This window comes from Chelativorans sp. Marseille-P2723, assembly GCF_902809845.1.
In the GTDB taxonomy this organism is placed as follows: domain Bacteria; phylum Pseudomonadota; class Alphaproteobacteria; order Rhizobiales; family Rhizobiaceae; genus Chelativorans.
The window spans coordinates 347,391-368,282 of sequence record NZ_CADDWI010000009.1; the positions used below are offsets into that span (position 1 = coordinate 347,391).

Annotated in this window: 22 protein-coding genes; 6 read left to right on the forward strand and 16 right to left on the reverse strand. The window is 56.2% G+C overall.

From position 1 onward, the window contains the following. Positions 1-65: 65 nt before the first annotated feature. From HUS57_RS08970 to HUS57_RS08995, 6 genes are all read left to right on the forward strand, one after another. Positions 66-1,115: an ABC transporter ATP-binding protein gene (locus HUS57_RS08970; protein ID WP_173932873.1), complete on the forward strand. Its 1,050-nt coding sequence runs from the start codon at positions 66-68 to the stop codon at positions 1,113-1,115. 10 nt (positions 1,116-1,125) lie between these two features. Beyond that, a complete protein-coding gene (locus HUS57_RS08975) occupies positions 1,126-2,478 on the forward strand; it encodes an ABC transporter substrate-binding protein (protein ID WP_173932875.1) in 1,353 nt (450 codons plus the stop codon). A gap of 32 nt (positions 2,479-2,510) precedes the next feature. Next, a complete protein-coding gene (locus tag HUS57_RS08980; RefSeq protein WP_173932877.1) occupies positions 2,511-3,449 on the forward strand; it encodes an ABC transporter permease subunit in 939 nt (312 codons plus the stop codon). Further along, positions 3,449-4,291 (forward strand): ABC transporter permease, encoded by an 843-nt coding sequence (locus HUS57_RS08985; protein ID WP_173932879.1) that lies wholly within the window; start codon positions 3,449-3,451, stop codon positions 4,289-4,291. Before HUS57_RS08980 ends, HUS57_RS08985 begins: the two co-directional genes overlap by 1 nt. A gap of 120 nt (positions 4,292-4,411) precedes the next feature. After that, a complete protein-coding gene (locus HUS57_RS08990) occupies positions 4,412-5,578 on the forward strand; it encodes an AbrB family transcriptional regulator (RefSeq protein WP_173932881.1) in 1,167 nt (388 codons plus the stop codon). Between the two features lie 177 nt (positions 5,579-5,755). Continuing rightward, complete coding sequence (locus HUS57_RS08995; RefSeq protein WP_173932883.1) at positions 5,756-6,916, forward strand: GGDEF domain-containing protein; 1,161 nt, start codon at positions 5,756-5,758, stop codon at positions 6,914-6,916. Between the two features lie 85 nt (positions 6,917-7,001). Here HUS57_RS08995 and HUS57_RS09000 read toward each other — a convergent pair whose 3' ends face one another. The 16 genes from HUS57_RS09000 to HUS57_RS18095 form a co-directional block, all read right to left on the reverse strand. After that, positions 7,002-8,414, reverse strand: a complete 1,413-nt coding sequence (locus HUS57_RS09000) for a hypothetical protein (protein WP_173932885.1) — start codon at positions 8,412-8,414, stop codon at positions 7,002-7,004. 419 nt (positions 8,415-8,833) lie between these two features. Then, positions 8,834-9,124: a hypothetical protein gene (locus HUS57_RS09005; protein ID WP_173932887.1), complete on the reverse strand. Its 291-nt coding sequence runs from the start codon at positions 9,122-9,124 to the stop codon at positions 8,834-8,836. A 37-nt stretch (positions 9,125-9,161) separates the two neighbouring features. After that, a complete protein-coding gene (locus HUS57_RS09010; RefSeq protein ID WP_173932889.1) occupies positions 9,162-10,073 on the reverse strand; it encodes a LysR family transcriptional regulator in 912 nt (303 codons plus the stop codon). A 614-nt stretch (positions 10,074-10,687) separates the two neighbouring features. Continuing rightward, positions 10,688-10,978 carry a hypothetical protein gene (locus HUS57_RS09015; protein WP_173932891.1) on the reverse strand — a complete coding sequence of 97 codons (291 nt, stop codon included), beginning with the start codon at positions 10,976-10,978 and terminating at the stop codon, positions 10,688-10,690. Positions 10,979-11,052: 74 nt separating this feature from the next. Further along, the gene (locus HUS57_RS09020) at positions 11,053-11,415 is read right to left on the reverse strand and encodes a hypothetical protein (RefSeq protein ID WP_173932893.1); all 363 of its coding nucleotides are present in this window, start codon (positions 11,413-11,415) and stop codon (positions 11,053-11,055) included. Positions 11,416-11,592: 177 nt separating this feature from the next. Then, positions 11,593-11,862 carry a hypothetical protein gene (locus tag HUS57_RS09025; protein WP_173932895.1) on the reverse strand — a complete coding sequence of 90 codons (270 nt, stop codon included), beginning with the start codon at positions 11,860-11,862 and terminating at the stop codon, positions 11,593-11,595. Positions 11,863-12,020: 158 nt separating this feature from the next. Then, entirely contained in the window at positions 12,021-14,093 is a 2,073-nt protein-coding gene (locus HUS57_RS09030) for a flagellar biosynthesis protein FlhA (RefSeq protein ID WP_173932897.1), read from the reverse strand. Between the two features lie 23 nt (positions 14,094-14,116). Continuing rightward, positions 14,117-14,794, reverse strand: a complete 678-nt coding sequence (locus tag HUS57_RS09035; protein ID WP_173932899.1) for a hypothetical protein — start codon at positions 14,792-14,794, stop codon at positions 14,117-14,119. A 10-nt stretch (positions 14,795-14,804) separates the two neighbouring features. Continuing rightward, entirely contained in the window at positions 14,805-16,157 is a 1,353-nt protein-coding gene (locus tag HUS57_RS09040; RefSeq protein WP_173932901.1) for a pilus assembly protein N-terminal domain-containing protein, read from the reverse strand. A 40-nt stretch (positions 16,158-16,197) separates the two neighbouring features. Then, positions 16,198-16,734 carry a hypothetical protein gene (locus tag HUS57_RS09045; protein WP_173932903.1) on the reverse strand — a complete coding sequence of 179 codons (537 nt, stop codon included), beginning with the start codon at positions 16,732-16,734 and terminating at the stop codon, positions 16,198-16,200. Between the two features lie 3 nt (positions 16,735-16,737). Further along, positions 16,738-17,043 carry a hypothetical protein gene (locus HUS57_RS09050; protein WP_173932905.1) on the reverse strand — a complete coding sequence of 102 codons (306 nt, stop codon included), beginning with the start codon at positions 17,041-17,043 and terminating at the stop codon, positions 16,738-16,740. Between the two features lie 125 nt (positions 17,044-17,168). After that, positions 17,169-17,921, reverse strand: coding sequence for a tetratricopeptide repeat protein (locus tag HUS57_RS09055; RefSeq protein WP_173932907.1), 753 nt, complete (start codon positions 17,919-17,921; stop codon positions 17,169-17,171). Positions 17,922-18,263: 342 nt separating this feature from the next. Further along, a complete protein-coding gene (locus HUS57_RS09060; RefSeq protein ID WP_173932909.1) occupies positions 18,264-19,280 on the reverse strand; it encodes an EscU/YscU/HrcU family type III secretion system export apparatus switch protein in 1,017 nt (338 codons plus the stop codon). Then, positions 19,277-20,080, reverse strand: coding sequence for a flagellar biosynthetic protein FliR (locus HUS57_RS09065; RefSeq protein WP_173932912.1), 804 nt, complete (start codon positions 20,078-20,080; stop codon positions 19,277-19,279). The genes HUS57_RS09060 and HUS57_RS09065 overlap by 4 nt, the downstream gene beginning before the upstream one ends. Position 20,081: 1 nt before the next feature. Beyond that, positions 20,082-20,345, reverse strand: coding sequence for a flagellar biosynthetic protein FliQ (locus HUS57_RS09070; RefSeq protein ID WP_173932914.1), 264 nt, complete (start codon positions 20,343-20,345; stop codon positions 20,082-20,084). 36 nt (positions 20,346-20,381) lie between these two features. Continuing rightward, on the reverse strand, positions 20,382-20,756 hold the full coding sequence (locus HUS57_RS18095; protein WP_173932916.1) for a hypothetical protein: 375 nt from the start codon (positions 20,754-20,756) through the stop codon (positions 20,382-20,384). Positions 20,757-20,892 lie beyond the last annotated feature (136 nt).

Consider the following 20,892-nt stretch of genomic DNA (forward strand, 5'->3'; position numbering starts at 1 on the left):
GCACAGTCAGCATGCCGAGACCATTCTGGCTGATGAAGCATGGTGCAGAGCGGTGGAGAGCCTCGGTGACGAAAGTTCATCTAAGCGGGGTGCGGAAGTCCTTCGGCTCGTTTACCGCAATCGAACATCTGGAGCTGACGATAGAGTCCGGCGAGTTCGTCGTGCTGCTCGGCCCCTCGGGCTGCGGAAAGACGACGATGCTGCGCATGATTGCCGGGTTGGAAGAGCCGTCGGCCGGGTCGATCCTGCTCGACGGCGCGGACGTATCGAATACGCCGGTGCAGGAGCGCAACGTTGGAATGGTTTTCCAGCGCGCCGCCCTTTTCCCCCATATGACGGTTGAAAAGAACATTCTTTTCGGCCTCAGCGTGCGCGGAAGACCGCGCGGTGAGATGCGCGAGAAGCTGGAGGAGATGCTTGAGATCGTCCAGCTCCACGACTTTCGCCACCGCTTTCCCGCCCAGCTTTCCGGTGGGCAGATGCAGCGCGTCGCCATAGCCCGCACCCTGATCACCGAGCCTTCCGTGCTGATGATGGACGAGCCCCTTGCCGGCCTCGACACCAAGCTGCGCGCAACGATGCGCCGCTTTATCCGCGACGTGCAGAAGCGCTTGCGCCTCACCACCATCTTCGTCACGCACGATCAGGCCGAGGCGATGGAACTCGCTGACCGTATTGCGGTAATCTTTGACGGACGCCTTGCCCAATATGCACCGCCAGATTTGCTCTACAAACGCCCCAGTTGCATGGCCGTCGCGGATTTCATGGGAGTGTCCAACATTTTTCCCGGCACGCTTGTGGCAAAGAACCGGGTCGAGTCGGCGTTCGGGCAATTGAGGGTGGATGAACAGCCGCGTTGTCCCCTTGGGGCCACCGTCAGCCTCATGCTGCGCGCGGAGGCAATCGACCTTCATGAGCATAAGGAAGACACACGCTTTCAGGCAATTGAAGGCCGGATAGTGGAACGGGATTTTCTGGGCGCCAGCGTTGTCTACACTCTGGAATGCGGCGCAACACGCATCGCGGTAAGCGAGCCGTCTCGCCGCCTTCTCGATGTCGGCCGGACAGTATGGCTCGACATTGCGCCGGAAAGCGTCTGGCTGCTATCGCATTAAGGGAGGCAACATGCACAAGTTTCGACTGGTTCCCATCACCTTGCTGGCGCTGCTGGCCTGCTTTCCGGCGGTGGCCGATGAGGGCGCGGAAAGGTTCAGGGATGATTTCCTGGCCGGAAAACTCGCGTGGGGGCAGGTTCGCGAAAGAGCGCGGGAGGAAGGCCAGGTCAATCTTTACTACTGGGGCGGCGATGACCTGCTGAATGTATGGATGGACAGGGTGGTAGCTCCTGCCATGAAACAGGAAGGCATCACCTTCAATCCCGTGCGGGTTACTGCCACGAAGGATGCGATCGACCTCGTTCTGACGGAACTCGCTGCCGGCAGGACCATCGGCAAGGGCAGCGTCGACGCGATATGGGCGAACGGCGAAAACTTTGCGACGCTGAAGCAGCAGAACGCGCTTTTCGGCAGCTTCGCCAAATTGCTGCCAAACGCGGTGAATCTCGAATGGGATCCGGCGGATGAGCGGTCGCTCACAAATCTGAGGGATTTTGGCGTGGAGACGCTTGGGCAGGAAATGCCCTGGTCGGCTGAGCAATATGTGTGCGCAGCCGATCGCGCCCGCGTTGCGGAAGAGGACACGCCGTCAACCTTCGCGCAGTTACATGCCTATCTTGAGAAGAACCCGGGAAAGTTCACCTATGTGAAGCCACCCCACTATATTGGCAACACCTTCGTACAGGCCGCGATCTACGCCCATAACCCCGATGGAACAGGGGCCATGCCATTGCAGGCCTCACTGGATGACTTGGGAGTAGAGGAGCTTGCCCGCCTCATCGAGCCCGGGCTTCGTTACCTGAAGGATCTGGAGCCGCTGCTTCTGAGCGCGGGGAATGGACGCAGGCCCCGCTATCCTGAAGACATTGCGGAACTGGAAGGCCTGTTCCTCAACGGTGAAATCGATTTTGCCTGCAAATTCGGCCTTTATGCGGTTGCCACAGCGGTTGCGACAGGCCGCTATCCGGAAAAGGCCGAAGGGTTCATCTTCCCAGAGGGCAACATGATCAAGAACAAGAACTATCTGGTCATCCCTGCAAATGCCCCGAACCCTGCAGCATCCCTGGTCATGATCGACTATATGACCTCTGTTGAGGCGCAGGTCTCAAAGCTTCGCCATGTGGGCATGCCAGCCGGGATCGATCCGTGGCGGCTGCCGGCAGAAGATGCCGACGCGCTTGAAGAAGCGTCACCTGGCCATGTCGGTGTTACCCAAGCGCAGCTCGATGAGAATGCAGCGCCCGATACCCACGCCACATTGGTCGACGTGATCGAAGCCGTCTGGCTGGAATATATTGAGCGGAATAGAAACGAGCCCATCTCGAAGATCGTCGCGCGCGTGGCCGAAAATTACATAAGATAAATAGAAGCAGGCCAGCCGCACCGGAGCCAGCCATGTCCTCCCCGATCCCGCCACCAAATTCAGCGCCGCGCCTCTTCCAGCCGGCGCAGGCGGCAGGCAGACGGCCCGCTCTCGGCCTTGCGCTGACCCTGACGCCGATTGCTTTCGTTCTTGTGCTGCTCTTTGGCGGGGCTATGCTGCTTGCCGTGCTCCAGTCCCTGGGCTTTGCGCCATGGTTCGGCGTCAACACATTCCCAAGTCTGACATATTTCAAGGCGCTTTGGGCATCGCAGTTCTTCTGGATTTCTGTCGGCCTCACCCTTTATTACGCAACTGCCTCCACAATGATCGCGCTGGTGCTCGCCATCCCTCTTGCACTGGCGCTGACCAAGGCATTTCCCGGCCGGGGACTATACGATTACATCTACAAATTGCCGTTGATGATCCCCTATCTGGTTGGGATCGCTCTGGCCGTGCTTATGCTTGGCAATGGCGGCATTCTTTCCCGACTTGCAGCCTATGTGGGCCTCATCGACGATCCCGGCCAGTTCCCTGCCATCCTGAAAACGCATTACGGCTGGGGCATCATTACCGTCTATGTGTGGAAGCAGACACCTTTCATGACGCTTGCCATTTATGCGGTTCTGCTTGGTGTCGATCGCAACACCGAAGAGGCGGCCGCAGTGCTCGGCGCAAGCCCGCGGGCGATCTTCTTTCGCGTCACGCTGCCGCAGATCCTGCCCGGCATCGTCTCTTCGAGCCTGATCTGCTTCGCCTTCAATATGGGAGCCTTTGAAGCGCCGCTGATCCTGGGCGGCGGCTTTCCCGATACACTGCCCGTGATCGCCTGGCGCTACTTCAACGATGCAGATTATACGCTGCAGCTTCAGGGCATGGCGGCGGTGGTCTCGATGGGCATCATCTCGGGCGTGCTCCTGTTTGCCTATCTTGCTGCGTACAGGCGCTACGAAATGATGATTGGAAGGGTCTGATGCGGCGCCCCCGCCTCACAGATCGGCTGTCGCCCTTCCAGAGGTTCTACCTTCTGGCCATGGCCGCCTTCATCCTTGGTCCGTTCCTGCCGCTCATCATCCAGAGCCTCGCTTTCCGCTGGGCCTGGCCGGACCTGCTCCCCTCGGAGTGGTGGCTGGAACAGCGCGAGCGTTCGATTGGCCCGCTTGCGTGGGATTATGTCTTTTCGCCGTATTCGCGCGTACTTGAGGCTACGGTGAACACGGTCATCATCGGGGCGGCGGCCACGATCCTGTGTCTAGCCATCTGCCTTCCTGCGGCGCGCGTGCTGGCGCGCGAGCGGTTCAGGGGCAAAAGCGCGGTCGAATTCTTCCTCTCGTTGCCCCTCATCCTTCCGGAGGCTGCGATTGGAATTACGCTTCTCATGGTTTTCATAGGCCTTGGTCTGGCCGGCAGCTATGCGGGCATTATCATTGCCCATCTGATCCCGACCATTCCCTACATGGTGCGCACGCTGACGGCGGTCTATCAGGGGCTCGGAACCGAGTTCGAGGAGCAGGCAATGGTCCTTGGCGCCAGCCGGCTGCAAGTCTTCCTGCGTGTCACGCTGCCCATGCTCATGCCTGGCGTCGTGGCCGGCGCGCTGTTCACCTTTCTCGTCTCCACCAACATCTTCCTGCTCACTTTTCTGCTGGGCCAGGGCAGGATCATCACGCTGCCGACGCTGCTTTTCTCAAAAGTGTCGGGAGGAACCATCGATGCCTCCGCAGCCGGCATCACCGTCATTGCCACCCTGCCGGGAATCGTGCTTCTGCTCCTGACAGAACGTTTTATCAGGCAAAAAGCTTTCGACGGGTATTAGGCAAGCTAACTCCTGCGCGGGGTTGACAATCATCCGAAAGATACGCGATCCGAACGGCGGATGTATTGTCGCCGGTTCTCGCCATTTACATACCGTTCCGGCTTCGGGAAGGACTTCAACTTGGATGAAACATCTTCTCCCAAGCGCTTGCAGGAAGCCAGCGGTGGGGATACCGCCATTGTTCCCCCGGTTGTTCGTTCAGCCAGCGCGTCTGTAAGCGTCGTTCTTGCACTCGTCATAGGAATCGCGGGCGCGCTGGTTTTTGCACATTTCCAGCTTCCGCTTCCATGGATGCTAGGTGCGATGGGCGCAAGCAGCGTTGCCGCCCTCGCTCGCTTGCCTGTAACCATGCCAAGCCTGGTGCGCCAGCCAATGCTGGCCATTATTGGCGTGATGCTGGGTGCAAGGCTTCAGCCCGAGCTATTCAAAGATGTCTGGGCATGGCTCCCGACACTCGCCCTCATCGTCGTGTTCGTAGCAACCAGCGGCTTTCTCTGCATGGTCTATTTCCAGAGAGTGGCCGGCCTTGATCCACGCACCGCCTATTTTTCTGCGATGCCAGGCGGGCTCATGGAAATGATCATCCTAGGAGAAAGATCGGGCGGCAATGTCCAGGTCATTGCGCTCTGCCAGTCTGCCCGCATTCTGCTGCTCGTCTTCACCCTCCCCTTCCTGATACGTTATCTTGGCGATGCCTCCTCGCTGACCATCCAGACCGGCGCTGCTCCATCGATCTTCGATGCAGATTGGCAAAGCCACTTGTGGCTCCTTGTCACCGCGGCGGCCGGCGCCCTGTTCGGCAGGATCGCACGGCTTCCTGCAGGATGGTTGTTCGGACCGTTTCTTGTAAGCGGTCTCGTTCATCTTGCCAGCTGGAGCAACTTTCAACCCTCCGTCGAGATCGTCAATGCGGCCCAGCTTATCATCGGCACGGTGCTGGGTTGCAGCTTTGCGCGTTCGAACCCTGCCCTTGTACTGCGAATGTTGAAGCTTTCGGCTGGCGCGACGGTCATCCTGCTGGCGACTACCTTCACTTTCGCGTTCCTTGCCAGTCAGGTCTCTTCTTACGGCTTCCTTCCGCTACTGCTTGCCTACTCGCCGGGTGGACTGGCAGAGATGAGCCTGATGGCGCTGGTGCTGCAGGTGGAAACGGGATTCGTGGTTCTACATCACATTGCGCGCATTACATTGGTGCTCTTTGGTGCCCGTCTCGTATTCTCGTTGGTGTTCAAGGATGGCAAAGCAGCAACTAGCAGCCTGAGCAAAGATGCACGCAAGGACAGCTAAAACCCGCGAAACTGTAACCGCCTCAAGACACCATGATGGCAATAACTGCACCTCGTTGAAATTATCCTACTAACGTACTACTAAGCCGCTCAACATCGTTGACGCTTGAGTCGCGTTGAGGAATTTCTTCAGGTATTGACGCGGAACAGACGTGTAACTGGTTCTCCTGCAGGCTGCATGGCGCTCGATTTCCTCACGCTTTACGTGATCATACTGCTCAACTCATTGAGCTTCGCCATTGTGTGGCTCGTGATCGCCTGCACCTATCGCAGCATGAAGGCGGCGCGTTTCTGGCTTGCCGCCCTTGTGATGACCTGCGTGAGCGGCCCCCTGCTCGTGAGCGCCGACGGAAACGAAGCGATTACCTATGTCGGCCTGACGCTGGTGGCGGGAAGCTTTGCAGTCATGTGGCAGGGTGTGCGGGTATTCCACCATCAACCGCCGTTCTGGTTAGCCGTAGTCGCCATCGTCGCCGCCACATTTGCCGCCCTGAACATTTTTGGACCACAGCAGGAGGCGATCAACATTATCGCCGCCATAAGTCAGATCGGGCCGGTGTCCTTCGCAATGGTTGCGCTTCTGCGCGAGCGTCCACGCTATATCGGCGTGTATGTTGCAGCCTGCGCCGCCGGTGTGCTCATCCTCGGCCAAGGAGCCGAGGCGATCACAAACGCCTTGCGGCTGTCGGGCCTCATGACCATTGACGCTTACTACTCCGTCGCGGCGTGGTTCCTTGTCTGCGCCGTCATTGGCGGCAGCGTCTGGAACCTCGGCTTCCTTCTCATGGCTTCCGATCGATTCAGGGCCGAACTCCGGTTGCTGGCAACGCGAGACGACCTTACAAACCTGCCCAATAGGCGTGGCCTGCGGGAAAAGATCGCAATTTGCGAAAAATCGGTGCGGCGCAAACGAACCTCCGCAGTGCTGATGATGATCGATCTGGACAGGTTCAAAAATATCAATGACCGCTTCGGTCACGCCGCCGGAGATGCGGCGCTGGCCCATATCGGCCGCGTGATCCTCAGCAGGCTCCGCGACGACGACGTGCTGGCGCGCATTGGCGGGGATGAGTTTTGCGTGCTGTTGCCACACACGAAGCTGAAAACGGCTTCCACAATCGCAAAGCGGTTGATTGAGGCAATTGCATCGACGCCGTTGGAATGGAAAGGATGTCGGGTCGACCTTTCTGCTAGTATCGGACTGTCCGAATGGAAACCCGAATCCTCCATCACGCTGGCTGAGATCCTGCCACTGGCCGACGCGGCCATGTTTGGTAGCAAACGCGAGAGAAACAACAGCGCGCCCTCGACCACTGTTAACCTTCAGCTTGCAGGCTGACGACTTCTCGGGACAATCGCCAGCCTGTTGAAAGATCTGTTCTGGCCAGTCCTTTGTGCGCCGGCGGGATCTGGCCTGACCGGGCCTAAACCTTCAATTCCTCAAGTGCAGCGCACCGGATCGCATGAGCAATTACGTTGCGATATACGTTGTCCTTGCGCAGTATGCGCTTATCCTTGTTCCGCTCGGACTGCAGGAAACGCAGAAATTCGCCCAGCATCCGATCGTCTCCAGCATTGGCCGCCGGATCAAAGTCGTCATAGCGGTAGATCCGGCCGATGGCGACATGAGCATCGTCAATCGCCTTCTTGCCATTGCATATCCGGTCAGCCAAGCCTTTCAAGAATGTCATTTCTTCCTTGTCCGAAAGTGTCCTGCCGCCAAGCTGCCTGGACCCTTGCGCGATCGCGGAGCGGTTCAAAAGCGGACGGACCAGGTCTCCAAAACTTGAGCCGTAAGCTTCAGCGATCTTCTGCTGGAGGAAAGACTGTGCGGCCTGTCGTCTGAGGGAAACATTCCGGCTGCTCTCGGCTACATCCGCGGCTACTGACTTCCGATCAGGCTTGAAATCCGCAAAGGGTTGCTCCCCCCTCAGCGTGTCGAGAGCGAAGGAGCCCAAAAGCGTTACGAGCAGAGGGAAAGCTGCAGGATTGCGCGCCGATTCGCCACCTTGCACCGCATTCATGACATTGAGCGACAGGAAGCCGGCTTGGGCGGCAAATTCGTGGAGGAAGTCCAGCACGGTGTGAAGGCCGTTATCGACAAGTCCGTGGCCGATGGCGAAGGACGTGAAGGGGTAGGCCTCCTGATCGAAGCGGGCACGGCGGAGGCTGACCCATTCATATCCGTGATGCAGAATCTCCGGCAAATTGGTCATCATCAGTGCATTGCCGGCCGCCGCAGCAATGGCAGAGGTCTTGTCCAGGCCGAACGCGGCGGTTGTAGGATTAAGCGTCATGGCACCTATAGCACAGATCGAAAGTGCAGGCATGAGCGCGTCCTTGAAGCGTCGCTCGTGGAGTGCCTGCACTACCGTCGGCAGGTTCTTGCCAATGGTGGGAACGAACATCAGGAGAGCAGTAAGAGCCGCTGCGGCAATATTGGAACCGTTGAGCGCCTTGTCACTGCTGATCTTGTCGAAGAAATACGTGTTGACCGTCGCAATTGTGTCATCGATCGCAAGGTCCCGGCCGCCAAGGACTGCGAAATAGCTCTTGACCAAAGCTGTTATTCTGTCCTTCAGGGTGCCGTCGGGTTTGCTGGTTTCCAGATGCTCAAGCAACTGTGCGTTGACTGCCGGCAGAAGCTTTCTGGCAATCTCCAGCTTTGCGGGTGTTTCATCCGCCAATGTCAACGAGCGGCAAACTTGAGCCAGATGCTGCGGCGAAGGTGAACGTTGCGCCTCCGCCTCCTCCAGGTCGCGATGCCGGGTGATGAAAAGCTTTCCACCACGCAGGGCAAGGTCGGCCCCTGCCTTCTTGAGAAAGGCGTTCGCCATGTCTTCTGCGAGTTGTTCACTGACATTGCCTTGGGCAACCTTGTTCTGGCCGTTGGCCTTTCCGAAGCGATCCAGGCTTGCCGCCCGAGGTAATAGCAGGTTTGCGGAAGAATGTTGAAGGGAAAGGCTTCTTGAGCGTCGGGGAGATAACGCTGACGCGCTGCAAGCGGATTGTATATCCGGCGTCCGCAGGACGTGCATAGGAATTGCGGCACTCGAAATCGGCATGGCGTTCACCTGTGAATCGGTTGGTCGGCTCGACATCCGTCAGGTAGCCAGCGCTGACACGAATATTAGAATTGGAAAATATTATGATCACCAAGCATGCCTCTACCTCACGGAATAGCCTGCCCATGAGGACGGGCGGCAACCGCGGATGCCACAGTTACCGCCCAGGTCGTTTACGTCATTGCGGACCTTTATATAGGAACGACGCAGCTTCGGGAGATCACTGCGTAAGCAATAACTTCCATTTCCTCGCCGATAAGCCGCATAACATCTTCTTTCTGCCCTTCTGGCAGATCGGAATTGCCGACATATTGCAGTAGCACTTCAAGAGCCTGCGTCAGTTCGGCATTATTCCGGAAACGCTCGACAACCTTGAATGCCTCATCGAATGAAAAGGAGAATACATCTGCAACGAGGCTCATATATCTGGGGAATTTCCCGAACTCGTTATCAAGCCCCCCAGCTGTGTCATCCACTATCATGCTATATGGTCGAACCCGTATTCATATTAGGACGCAGTCAGATGTAGAAGCGGCGCTCGAAGACATTGTCGATGTCCTTGCCGATTACCTTGCTGCGCATTCGGTTGCCATGAGAGATGGACAAGCCGATAGGGATGAACAGCTTTGAGTAGGAAAAAGGAAGCCAGCGAAGGCGAAGTTCATCTCCGAACGCATCGATCAAGTTCTTTGGTGCGATGGCAGGAATGCCTGCCTTGCTACAAAAGTTGCTCAGTACCGAGGGGCAGTTCACCTCAATGAAGTCGCCGGCGTCCTTCTGGGCCATCTTGAGATTCTCATAAATGCGCTCCAAAGTGTTCGGGCAGAGGTCGGAATATATGACTGCGCCACTTGGTACATCCTCCCACGCCACTTCGGATTGACCGGGATCGATATTGGAATAGTTGTCGGGAATTATTAGGACCATTTCCACATTGCCGATCGAAATATACTCGCTATTCTTTAGACGTATCTCCCCATCAACAAGCGCCATGCAATCCTCGCGATTCTCGATTGCATTCATGATTTCCTGCCAGCTTGCCGAACGAATGGAGGTCTGCGAATCCGTCTCCTGCTCGATCAGTTTGCTGAGCCACAGAGCGGAGACCGATGCAGCGTAGGGCGTCTGGATCAGAATTTTCTGGACGCGGCGTGGCCGCTTGCCGGCGCTGATGGCCTCAAGCGCGCGCTCATACACGGCCAAGGTGCGCACAAATGTGTCATAAACTTCATTGCCGCGTTGCGTCGGGGTAGCTCGCCGCGTTTTGCCCGAACGTTCAAACAGCTCTTCGCCTACGGTTTCCTCGATCTCGCCAATTATGCTTATAGCCGCGGGCTGCGATATGTTTGCCCGCCGAGCCCCTTCGGTAAAGCTGCCTTCTTCAATCGCACAAACGTACACCCACATCTTGCGGATACTGATATTTCTCATCTAAAAACACCCGTAAAAGAAAGCCATGCGGATCAAAACGCTGACGTGCGCACCCAGAAAATATGACAGAGCCCTCCTAGGGCAACGTCGCTGAGCTATCCGCAGAGTAAAAGCGCGGGCCTCAAAGGAGCGCCGCGATAACTGGCCGTTTACATATTGTAAACTGATTTGTATATCCAGCCCGGATAGGGAAACAATTTTCTATTTGCGCGTCAAAATTCCCGTCGTTCATAGATAAATCCAGCGTCGACGGAAAGATCGTGGCATCTGCCATGCCGGACGGGTCCATTTACCCCCAGTCAGGGGCACAACGGCAAGGCTGAAGCTGGCACAGAGTTCATGGAAAGGACGATGAGGCAGGTGTGAGGAGGAGTGAGCACGCCGCCGGAGCTGCAGGGAGCATTAAATGCAGCATTGTGAAGAGGGTGGGCTCCCCATCCGTTCTTGGGCGCGGAGCCCTCGATCAGGAGCCAGTCGGAAGCAAGGTCCTATGAGGCTACTTTCAATATCGTCAGGCGCGTGTTGCAGAATCGCAGCGGCCGTCAGGACGCTCAAGAAGGGTGTTGTCTGAGCCGCCGCAGCTGAAGAATAGGGCGGCAGGGAAGCGTCCCTGCTCACCCCAGGCTGCGCTGGAACGAATCGATCAGCTTGAACTTGTCGGTAAGCTTCGTCAGAAGGCGCTTGGATTGTGCGCTGGCAATGGTGCTGTCGGCCATGAACGCCACCATCCTAATCTGTTCGTTTACCAGCTCCTTCATGTGAGCGCGGCGCCGGAGTGACGAATCGGTCATTTGTGCCCGCACCTGGCCCATCTCGTTCTCCACAACATCCTGAACCAGGCGCAGGATTGCCGTGGAATGAGCATCCGTGCCGCCGAAAGCAGATATGGAAGAAAGCTCACTCATTGTTGATCCTTAGAGGTTCAAAAACAGCCCGCGCTGCCTCTCCCCACGGCAGCGCGGATAAAAGATCATCAGGATCAGCCCGCAGACTGGCTCATCTGCTGAGAATCCTGATTGATTTTTTCCATCTGCTTGGTGAACGTATGCATCGTCATGTCGTGCGAAACCTTAAGGATGCTCTCAAAGGTCGAACGATCCATCTGCTGCATGTTGATTTCATGCATCTCACGGCTGTCTCTATCAGCATTGAAAGCGGTGTCTGCCTGGAACTGAAGAAGCCTTCCCAATTCCGCCGCGTTGATGGCAGAGCTGGACGCAAGAGCGCCAGCGGAAGCATTTCGCGAGGTCAAGTTGCCTAGAACTGAACCTAGCGCGTTTCCGAGCGAAGGTAGCAGGCTGCCAAGGGCAGTGGAAGCAAGAGCAGTCATGATGTACTCCAAACTATTAGTCTAATATGTCGTTCAAATTGCCCCGGATGGAAGCCGGATCAGACACTCAGACCGAATGAACAGTCCGTGTGTGATGAGGCTTCCGTGCAAGGCGGACAATTCCGCCCTTGAAAGCCGCCGGCAGGCCTGGAACGATGTTCTGCAACGGCCTGCCGCGCGGATCTTCGATCACCTGAACTGCATGTTGCTCATACAGTTGGTACAAGCACCGCAGTTGCAGCCGCCGCCCTGGCATCCGCCTGCCGGCTGTGCACCAGCCGCATTGGCACCGCAGTTACTTCCCGAGCAGCCAGCGTCGGCTTGCTTGCTCTTTACGGCAGCGGCCAAGAGCTCGAACAGAGCGGTGAAATCCTGAGTTTCCTGTCCGGGCTGGGAGAGGATATTCTGAAGATTTTTGAAATTCTGAGCGCCGCCCTGAATACCGGAAATACCAGACATATATGTCACTCCTAAAACTTATACTGGACAAAACACAAGGCAGTAAGTCTATTCATCTCCTTGTGTTCTGTAATATGTCGAAGTTCGCGGAAATAACCTCTTCGCTGTTTCCGATAGCCAGGCGGAAGCGTTTTCAGTTAGCCAGCCTCTTCAGCATCCTATTGCTGCACGGCTTCTGCCGGCTCGGCAGAAAGGAATGAGACCGGATATATGACTGTCTCCGGGGTAATTTCCTGATAGGCGAGGACAGGCAGGTAAATGCCGTGCTCATGAAGGATGTTGTGCATAGCAAAACGCACATCCTGCTGCATGATCAGGACAGGATCGAGCCCGCGCCGGAACCCCTCCCCACATATCTGCCTGGCCTGCTTGACGATGTGCGCCGCGATCGAAGGCTCAAGAACGAGGAAATTCCCTTCCTCGGTGCTCCTTGTCCCTTCGCGGATAAAGGACTCGATCGTCGGCGAGACAACGACCACCGGCAGAAAGCCATCAGAGGCAAAGCGCTGGGTTATGAAATCAGCGATCTCAACCCGCACTTTCTGCGCAAGATAGGCCGGATCGGGCCGCCTCTGCGACCATTTCAGAACAGCCTCAAGGATGCGCACACGGCTGGTGATCGGGATGCGCTCACGAAGCAGGTTCTGGATGACGCCCGTGACCTGGTTGTTCGAGACAGCCTCGCGCAGGTCGCTTATCAAGGCAGGATTACTAGCCTGCACTTCCTCAAGCACTGCCGAAGTGTTCTGGAATGTAGCCAGGAAGTCCAGCCGCTCGATCACCACCCGTTTTGTATGCAGGAGCAACTGCACCATGGGAGGCCAATAGGCGATATTTTCCTGAATGAGTTTTTCCTCATATTCGGCAGAAACGACCGCTCCTTCCCTGCGGCCGAAGCTGCCAAGGCAAGGGATGCCAAGCGGTTCGAGGTAGTCCGGATTGGCCTTCACGAAAAAACTGTCCACCCTGAGGGTGCCGCTATCGGCAAACTCCTGACCGACAAAGATCTTGTAGGTGTGCTCGGACCCTTCATCGACCTCAAGCCGCCAATAGCCGGTGGGAATACCATATTCCTGTTCTAGTCCGGTACGCGCCTTTTCGAAAGCCTCGTAGAACCTTACGACATCCAGCTTGTAGACTTCGCGGGGCAAGAGCAGCTTCAGGCTCTCCTTCTTGCCCGTGCGCCCTTCGATCTCGGCATATTGCTGCTTCAACAGCGCAAGGCGCAGGTGCCAGTCACTTTGCGCATTCTGCACAATGCGTTGCCGGTGGCGCATGGTCCAAAGGACGCCTCCGGCCATGCTGACGCCGACCAAGACGAAGATCGAAGTAGGGAAACCCGGAACAAAACCGAACAGCGCTATGATAATACCAGCTATGATGATCGTGCGGTGATTGGCGACAATTTGCTGGGTGATCTCTGTTCCTAGATCCATACCCTTCGGATTTGCAACCCGAGTAACCATATTGCCGGCCGCCACCGAGATCAGGAGCGCCGGAATCTGGGCGACCAGCCCGTCGCCAACCGTCAGAAGCGAATAAAGGCTGAGCGCCTCGCTAAAGCCCAGTCCGCGCTGGGCCATGCCAATCGCGACGCCTCCAAGAAGGTTGATGGCAGTGATTACAAGGCCCGCTATGGCATCGCCCTTCACGAACTTCATCGCGCCATCCATGGCGCCAAACAGTTTGGCCTCGCGCTCCAGGTTCTGCCTTGCCAATCTGGCGTCCACCTGATCCATGTTGCCCGCACGGACGTCCGCATCGATGCTCATCTGCTTGCCGGGCAAGCCATCCAGCGTGAAGCGCGCGCCAACTTCTGCAACACGGTCGGCACCCTTGGTGATTACAAGGAACTGCACGACGGTGATAATCAGAAAGATCACCAAACCGACTGCTAGGTTGCCGCCCATTGCAACCTGTCCGAAGGTCTCGACGATGCGTCCTGCGTCGCCCTCGATCAGGATCAGCCGCGTCGTTGATATGGATATTGCCAGCCGAAAGAGCGTCGTCACGAGAAGCAGCGGCGGAAAAGTGGAAAAATGCACGGGATGGTGCATCTGCAGTGACATCAAGATGATGATGATCGACGCGCTGATGTTCAGGGTGATCAGCACATCCATCGCCGCGGCTGGCAATGGCAAGATCACCATGAGAAGAACAAGTACAAAGACTACAACAAGAACAATGTCCTTCTGCCGCCCCAGCAGGACCGCAAGTTTTGCCGGTTTCATCGTTCGTTTTCCGGTAACAGGGACTATTCGGCGGCCAAACCCGATTCGGCGCCGACACCACCCGACTGCATCACGTCCGGCATCCGGGACAGTGAGTGCAGGACCGGGTCTTCCACAGCGCCGCGCAAAATGGTTGGGATGGTCCGGTTTGCCTTTTCCAGAGCTTCGACCGCCTTCTTGATGTTCGATACATAGGAAGGAGGGCCAGATACCATGAAGACCCTCCCCTTCAGGTCATAGCGATGCCTGAATTTGGGCTGGTAGAGATCAAGGCGGGAAAGTGCCGTCATGACACGAGCGCCGTTGTTGTTCTCAAGCGCAAAAACTTCGGTCTGGACGCTGCTGGATGGCGCCATATGAAGCACGGTGCCATCGAAATACCAGACGAAACGAAACTCCGCCGCTAGATGATCGATGAAAGCCTGGCGGGAAAGATTGCGCGGAGCAGCATCGCTTACGCGTCCCTGGATGCCCGGAGCGATGTTCGCTCCGATCCCCAGATTGAGCGCGAAGAAGCGGATCACCTCGTTCACATCCTGCTCGACGCTCACATAGTTGTAAGGGCTGTTTGCGCCTGGCAGCGTTGGTTGCGCTCTTGCCGTACCTGCTGACAGGATGCTGCCTGCCAGAAGGAGGCTCGCAACTAAGCACCTTGTGAGCGACCGATATCCATTCCCCCTCGAATTCTGTTCGTTTGCCAAGATATGTGCCTCAATAAAGAAACCCGGCAGGACCATACAGGCGCACCGAAGCAGGGCGCTCACCTCTGGCCTCGGCGCTTCTCGCAAGAATATATTCAAGATTACTCTGCTGAAGGTCCATCACTTCTGCGATAACCGGCTTATCGGGTTCGCCAAAGAAGGGAGTGACAACCACGATAAGGTCCCGTTGGCGAGAGGTTATGTTGTCCCGGCCAAAGAGCCAGCGCGAAAGCTCGCCTAGTAGGCCCCAGTTGCGGCGCGGCTTGTCTAGCGATGCGCTCGTATCCAGACGCGACAGGCCGGCCAGGATAAAATCCTCGCCGCTTGCAAGATCCACGCTCGTATCGACTTTGCGGGTAGCGATATTGGCGAACCTATCTCCGTTGATGAATTGGGCAGTATCGTGGACGTTGGAGATTTCGGATTCGATGGCCAGATGGATCTTTTCACCGGGAACGAAGCTCGGCGTGAAACCGACATTCAGCCCCACGAATCTGTAATCAACGCTATAACCCGGAGCAGTCTCCGCATCCGAAACCGCATAATGTGGAATGGCCAGCTCTTCACCAACCATGAAGCTAGCCTTCTTCTTGCTCGTGGTCGTCAACGTCGTTTCAGATAGAACTGTGGCCACCCCGGTATCGAGAAGTAGCTTCAGGAGGGCATTGACCTCCAAGCAGGGTTTGGACTTGCACCGCCCATCTGGACGACTGGAGGTCAGGACGGACCAGCTTACGCCATAAATTTCCAACTGGTCCCTTGCTACCTCCATGAACTTTACGTCAAGGCGGATGATCCGACCGTCGGTCACGATGATCTCGTCGATGAGCACTCCATCGGGGATGCTGCCGCGCAGGCTCTCCATGATCGCGTCATAGATACGCTCATCCGCGACCGTCCCGCTTACGTAAACGCTCCCCCGCGCAGACTGGACGGTCACATGAGTCCCCGGAAAACGGTAGGCGATCATCCGCTGCACTTCATCAAGATTATGGATCACGATCACATCATATGAGAACAGGGTACTCCCTGTCAGATCGACGCCGATAACCGTCGTCTCGCCCGGCTGCTTGCCGTATACAAAATGCGCTTCTCCCGGCGAGGCGCTCAGATCCGCAACATCTGGATCGGCTACGAAAACGGTTTCGGCTTCCTCGGTGCCCTGCAGATGCAACCCTTTGCCGACCTCGATCACAAGCTGCCCTGAGCGGGCGGAAGCCGCGCTGGCGCAGATGCAAAATGCAAGCAGGAGGAGCGCCAGGAAACCACTCAGACGCTTGGGAAAATCCGGCAGGAAGCCGGAACAGGAACGGTAATAGCGGAAAGTAACGCCTCTTAACGACATGGTTGAGAATGGTGTCATCCCATTGCCACCGCTAATAATTCGACAGCTTGTCATGCCGTTAACGCGCCCGTGCAAATGCATCAGCGTCAATACGCTGCCAGTTCTGGAGAATGCGGATCAGGCTGATAAAGGACCGCAAGCTGACATGGGTCGCCACTTCGTTGACTCCCATCTTGCTGGTTCCCATGATGTGACTGTCATGTCGTGCCTTAGCGGAAGCTTGTGCATCCTTTCCCTGCACGTCCGCCTGCGGCGCTGTTACCGAGCGTGCCCCCCTGCTCTCACGAATGCTGGCGAGAATCGCGTCGTCACTGGCGACCCTCTTGGACTTGGCAGAGACTTTCCTGTCAGATTCGTTGGCGGCGGCCGATCCTCTCCTGCCAGCCGTCAATCCAGTTGCGGCGGCGGCCATATGCTCAGAGGTATCATTATCATAAGCTTCCCTCAGCATCGCCTCGTAGCTGGTGGAAGCTACTTCGGCGCCCTGGGGCGAGCTTTCCCGAAGCTTTGCCTGCTTCTGCTGCCCCTCAGGTGTATTTGCGCGTGACGGAAACGCCGTCTGCTTGCTTGCGACTCTGGCCGTAGTTCCGCTCATCTCTTATCTCCCTCTCAGATAGGTCCTGAGTGCTTCCTGCCTCTCCGGCTCAGAATGCCCTTCATTCATCGCAAGTTGCGCTTTCAGATAGGCTAGATTGCGGGTCTGACGGTGAATGGTGCTGACGACGGCCGCAGCTTCCTCAGTCTCACCCTCAAGCAGCAGTCCGTAGGCAAGAGCCTCTCTGAAGCGGTTATCCTCAGGGTAAAGCGCCACCCCGGCTCGCCCGTAAATAATAGCCTTGGCGAAAAACTTCGTCTTCAGGCTAAAGGCTGTCAACATCAAAAGAACATCTGCAGTTATGCCCATAACAGTCTCGTTTATTCTGGCGAGAACCGGCAGCCCAACGCAGGGAAACCGGATCAGCGCTGATAGGAAAATTGGAAAAAACAATAATTGCAAACAAGTCGTACATAGATGGCTGGTTATGCTCCTCAGCGCCTTCCGACGAGCTTCGAGACCTGAATGAAATTCGCTTGTGCCTCCCCTTCAGCCAGGTCCAGAAGCGCCGTCCGCTTCGATCTTCCACGATCACCAGCAAGGTACTGAATCAATGCAAGATTCTGCCGGATCACCGCTTCATTCTGATTGGAGCGAGATAGCTCCGCGACTATAGGATAAGCTTCCTTAGCCTCTCCTGCCAAAGCAAGCGAAAGCGAGAGATTGTTAAGTGCCTCCTTATGCGTAGGAACACGGTTCAGAACGGTTCTATAGAGTTCCTGCGCCAGGTCATGACGACCATCCAGATCGCGAACTACACCCAGAGCGGTGAGCGCGTGGATATTTCCAGGCTCCCTTTGCAGGATGTCGTTCAGCAGGACCTCGGCTCCGGCGGGATTGTTACGGGCTAGTTCCACCCTGGCGAGCCCCAGCTTGCCTGGAAGCCGCGCGCTAAGTTCGATTGCTCTTCGATAGTGGGCGGACGCCTTCAGCAGAACTCCTTGCCGGAAATAAGCTTCGCCCAGCCCTAGCGCAGCGACACTGGAGCGGGGATTGTTCTCAGCGATCCTATCCAAGAGGGCATACGCCTTGTCATAGTCACCATAGCCCAGCATCCGCTCGCCAACGGAGATTTGCGCCAATGTACTGGTGCGGTTGCTGTTTGCAGTGGAACATGCAGCAAGAATCGCAACTCCGGCTACCGCCAACAGCCGGGGAACCACCCCACGTGCAAGGTTCAGCTTCATAGTTCACCTGACTGACCGAACACCCCCCAAAGATGCCGTCGCCTGTGAAAGTCAGCGCTAAGGCAGGGGGTAATCGTCAGGCCATTGCATGGAGGCCGCAGCAACGCCTTTACCGGCGTGCGGTGATCGACATTGTAGCTGATTATTGCCCCTATGCCCCCGCACGCCGAACACGCGGAAAAGTGCATGAACAAACCGGATTACCATTTATCTCTCGCAAACAATCTACATACCAACGAACAGCAAAATCAATATGCGCATTCCATATCTGTATACCATATCGAAAGCACGTTTATCCACCAAAAAATACCTTGGTTCTGACAGCAAGGGGAAAGGCTGAGGCTAACTCATTGACGCCCTGAGGATTCTTTCAAAGTTGCGAGCAGCCCGTGCCGAAAGATACTGGCCGACCGGCGCCGCCCGATACAACTCAAGGGCTGCACCGGGCTGATTGATCGTCGGAATTTTCATAGAGGCAAATCTTCTGCGAAGAACTGGAACGCGCGCGCCCTTAGCTTTGAATACGATGTAGGGAGGCTGCTGCACACCTGGATAAAAGATGAGGGCCACGAGCACCTGATCACTATGCACCACATGCGTTGCCTCCGATGGCAGCGGCATGGTTGCGTCGCTCACGGCGATGGATTTGCGCCCGGCCTTGATCTCAGGGTCCCCTTCCTGCCCTTTATACTCTCTTTTTACCTCATCCTTCGTCATCTTGTTCTGTGAGATGAACAGAAGACTCTGAATGCGGTAGTCGATAGCGGCCATCACCAACAGGGCGATCAGAATGGATATGATGGCAGTCCGGATAATCTTGACAAAGAGCGGATAAAGACACGCTTCGCCGCAATAGCTTGCATTTAGGGAATTTTCTATGTTGGCATAGATTGATATGTATAATATTACGCATACAGAAAAGAAGAAAACAAGCAGTCGCACAAAATTGTATAGAGTAGACTTGGAGAATATGCTCTTCACCTGGTTGACAGGATTCAATTTTTGGAACTTTATAGAAAGTGCTTTCGGCGCGAACAGGAACTTGTTCATCAGCATTCCAAAAAGCACGGAAAACAGCGATGAGGCGGCGCAGATCGCCAGAATAAAGTAAAGCGCGTCCAGAGTCGCGGGGAGACTCAGCGCCCACGCTGCACCGAAGTCTTCGTCGATATTCGAAAAGACAGCTGTCGAAAGGTCGAGGAGTACTTTAGAAAGTCGGTCGAAAAGCCCCGCAATGAGCAGCAGGGTGAAGGTTAGAAGCGCAGCCTCGATGACGTTCCTGCGCTGCGGAACCTGCCCTTCCTTGCGCCGTTCATCCAGTCGGTGCGGTGTCGGCGCCTCGGTTTTCTCGCCGCTCATGGGATGAGTGCCTGCTTCAGGAGCTCCAACGCTCCGGAAAGCACCTGCAGAACGTTCGGGTAGAGAATGCTCATATAGAAAATCAGCATGACCATGAGGACGGCGGACTTCACCGGCATGCCGAGGGTAAGCGCGTTGAGGCTTTGGGCGGAGCGGGCCAGGAAGGCAATGCAGATGTCGCTCAGGAACATGAACCCGGAAATTGGCAGGACAAGCACCATGGCCGTGATGTAAACCATCCCGGCAAACCGCAGGAAAAGGAGCATCATCTCCGGTGAAATGTCAGGGAGAAGCTCCAGCGGCCGCCATATAGTGACGCTTTGGTAGAACATCGTCATCACCATCAAGAAACCGCCGGCGGCGAAGAAATAACCAGCAAAAAGCTGAGACAGAAAGATCGCCGTCGGCGTCGTCTGTGCGGAGAAAATCACGTCGAAATCTTCCGCCTGTGTGCTGCCGCGCTGGGTATCGAGAATGGCGCCTGCCAGTTCCAATCCGCGTACAGGCAGCCAGGTGAGTGCCCCGAGAAAAAGACCGAGCGTCAGTTCTTTCACGATCAACAGGAGATAGGCAGGCAGCACATCTTTTCTTTCTGCAATCTCTGCTGCCAGTTCCGGCATGATCGGAAAACTCAAGGCAGCCATCACGCCAAAACGCACGACCCGCGGGACGCTGCGGCGGGAAAAAAAGGGAGAAGCCGCCAGAAATCCTGTCAGACGAGAAACGGACAGCATGAACGCAAGCAGAAGATCCAGCAGTTCGCGATTGTCCGACGCCAGGAATGAGAACGCTCCGGCCATTCTAGATCCCGATGATCTTGTCCATGGCTTGGTTCAAAAATCCGAGCAGATAAGAGGACATCCAGCCGATTGAGATCGATAGCATAAGCACAACGGCTGCCAGCTTGGCTGCGAAGGCCACGGTCTGCTCCTGAACCTGTATCAAGGTCTGGATGAGCGCCACGACCAGCCCTACCACCGTGGCGGCAATAATTATCGGCATGGATAGATAGAAAACCATCACGATGGCATTCCGCGCCATCATCAACACTTCATCGGGAAACAATGTGCGACTCCTTCTCGCCTCCCGAGGTTCAGGGCTTCACCGGGCGTAGCTCAGCACCAGGTTGTGAAGCACGAGCGACCAGCCATCGGCCGCCACGAACAAAAGAATCTTTATGGGCAGCGATACCAGCATGGGCGGCACCATCATCGCGCCCATAGCCAGAAGAACGTTCGAAACTACCATGTCGATGATGACGAAGGGCAGAAAGATGAGAAAGGCGATTTGGAATGCGCGGGTGAGTTCCGAGGTAACGTGGGCGGGCAAAAGGATAAACAGGTTGTCATTTGTAATCTGGTCATGCAGCCTTTCCGGCCACATATGTCTGGCTGCATCCATGAAGAATTGCAGCTCGCGCGGCGTTGAAAAGCGCTGAAGATAATCGGTAAACGCTTCGGATATGATGGTGAACATTCCCGAAACATTCTCCCACCCGTGAAGCCCAGCTGCTGCTCCTGCACCTGCCCTATAACAGAGTCGGCCATGGGCACCATAATGAAGGCGGTCAGCGTGAAGGCGATGGAGTTGATGACCAGGGCAGAGGGTGCCT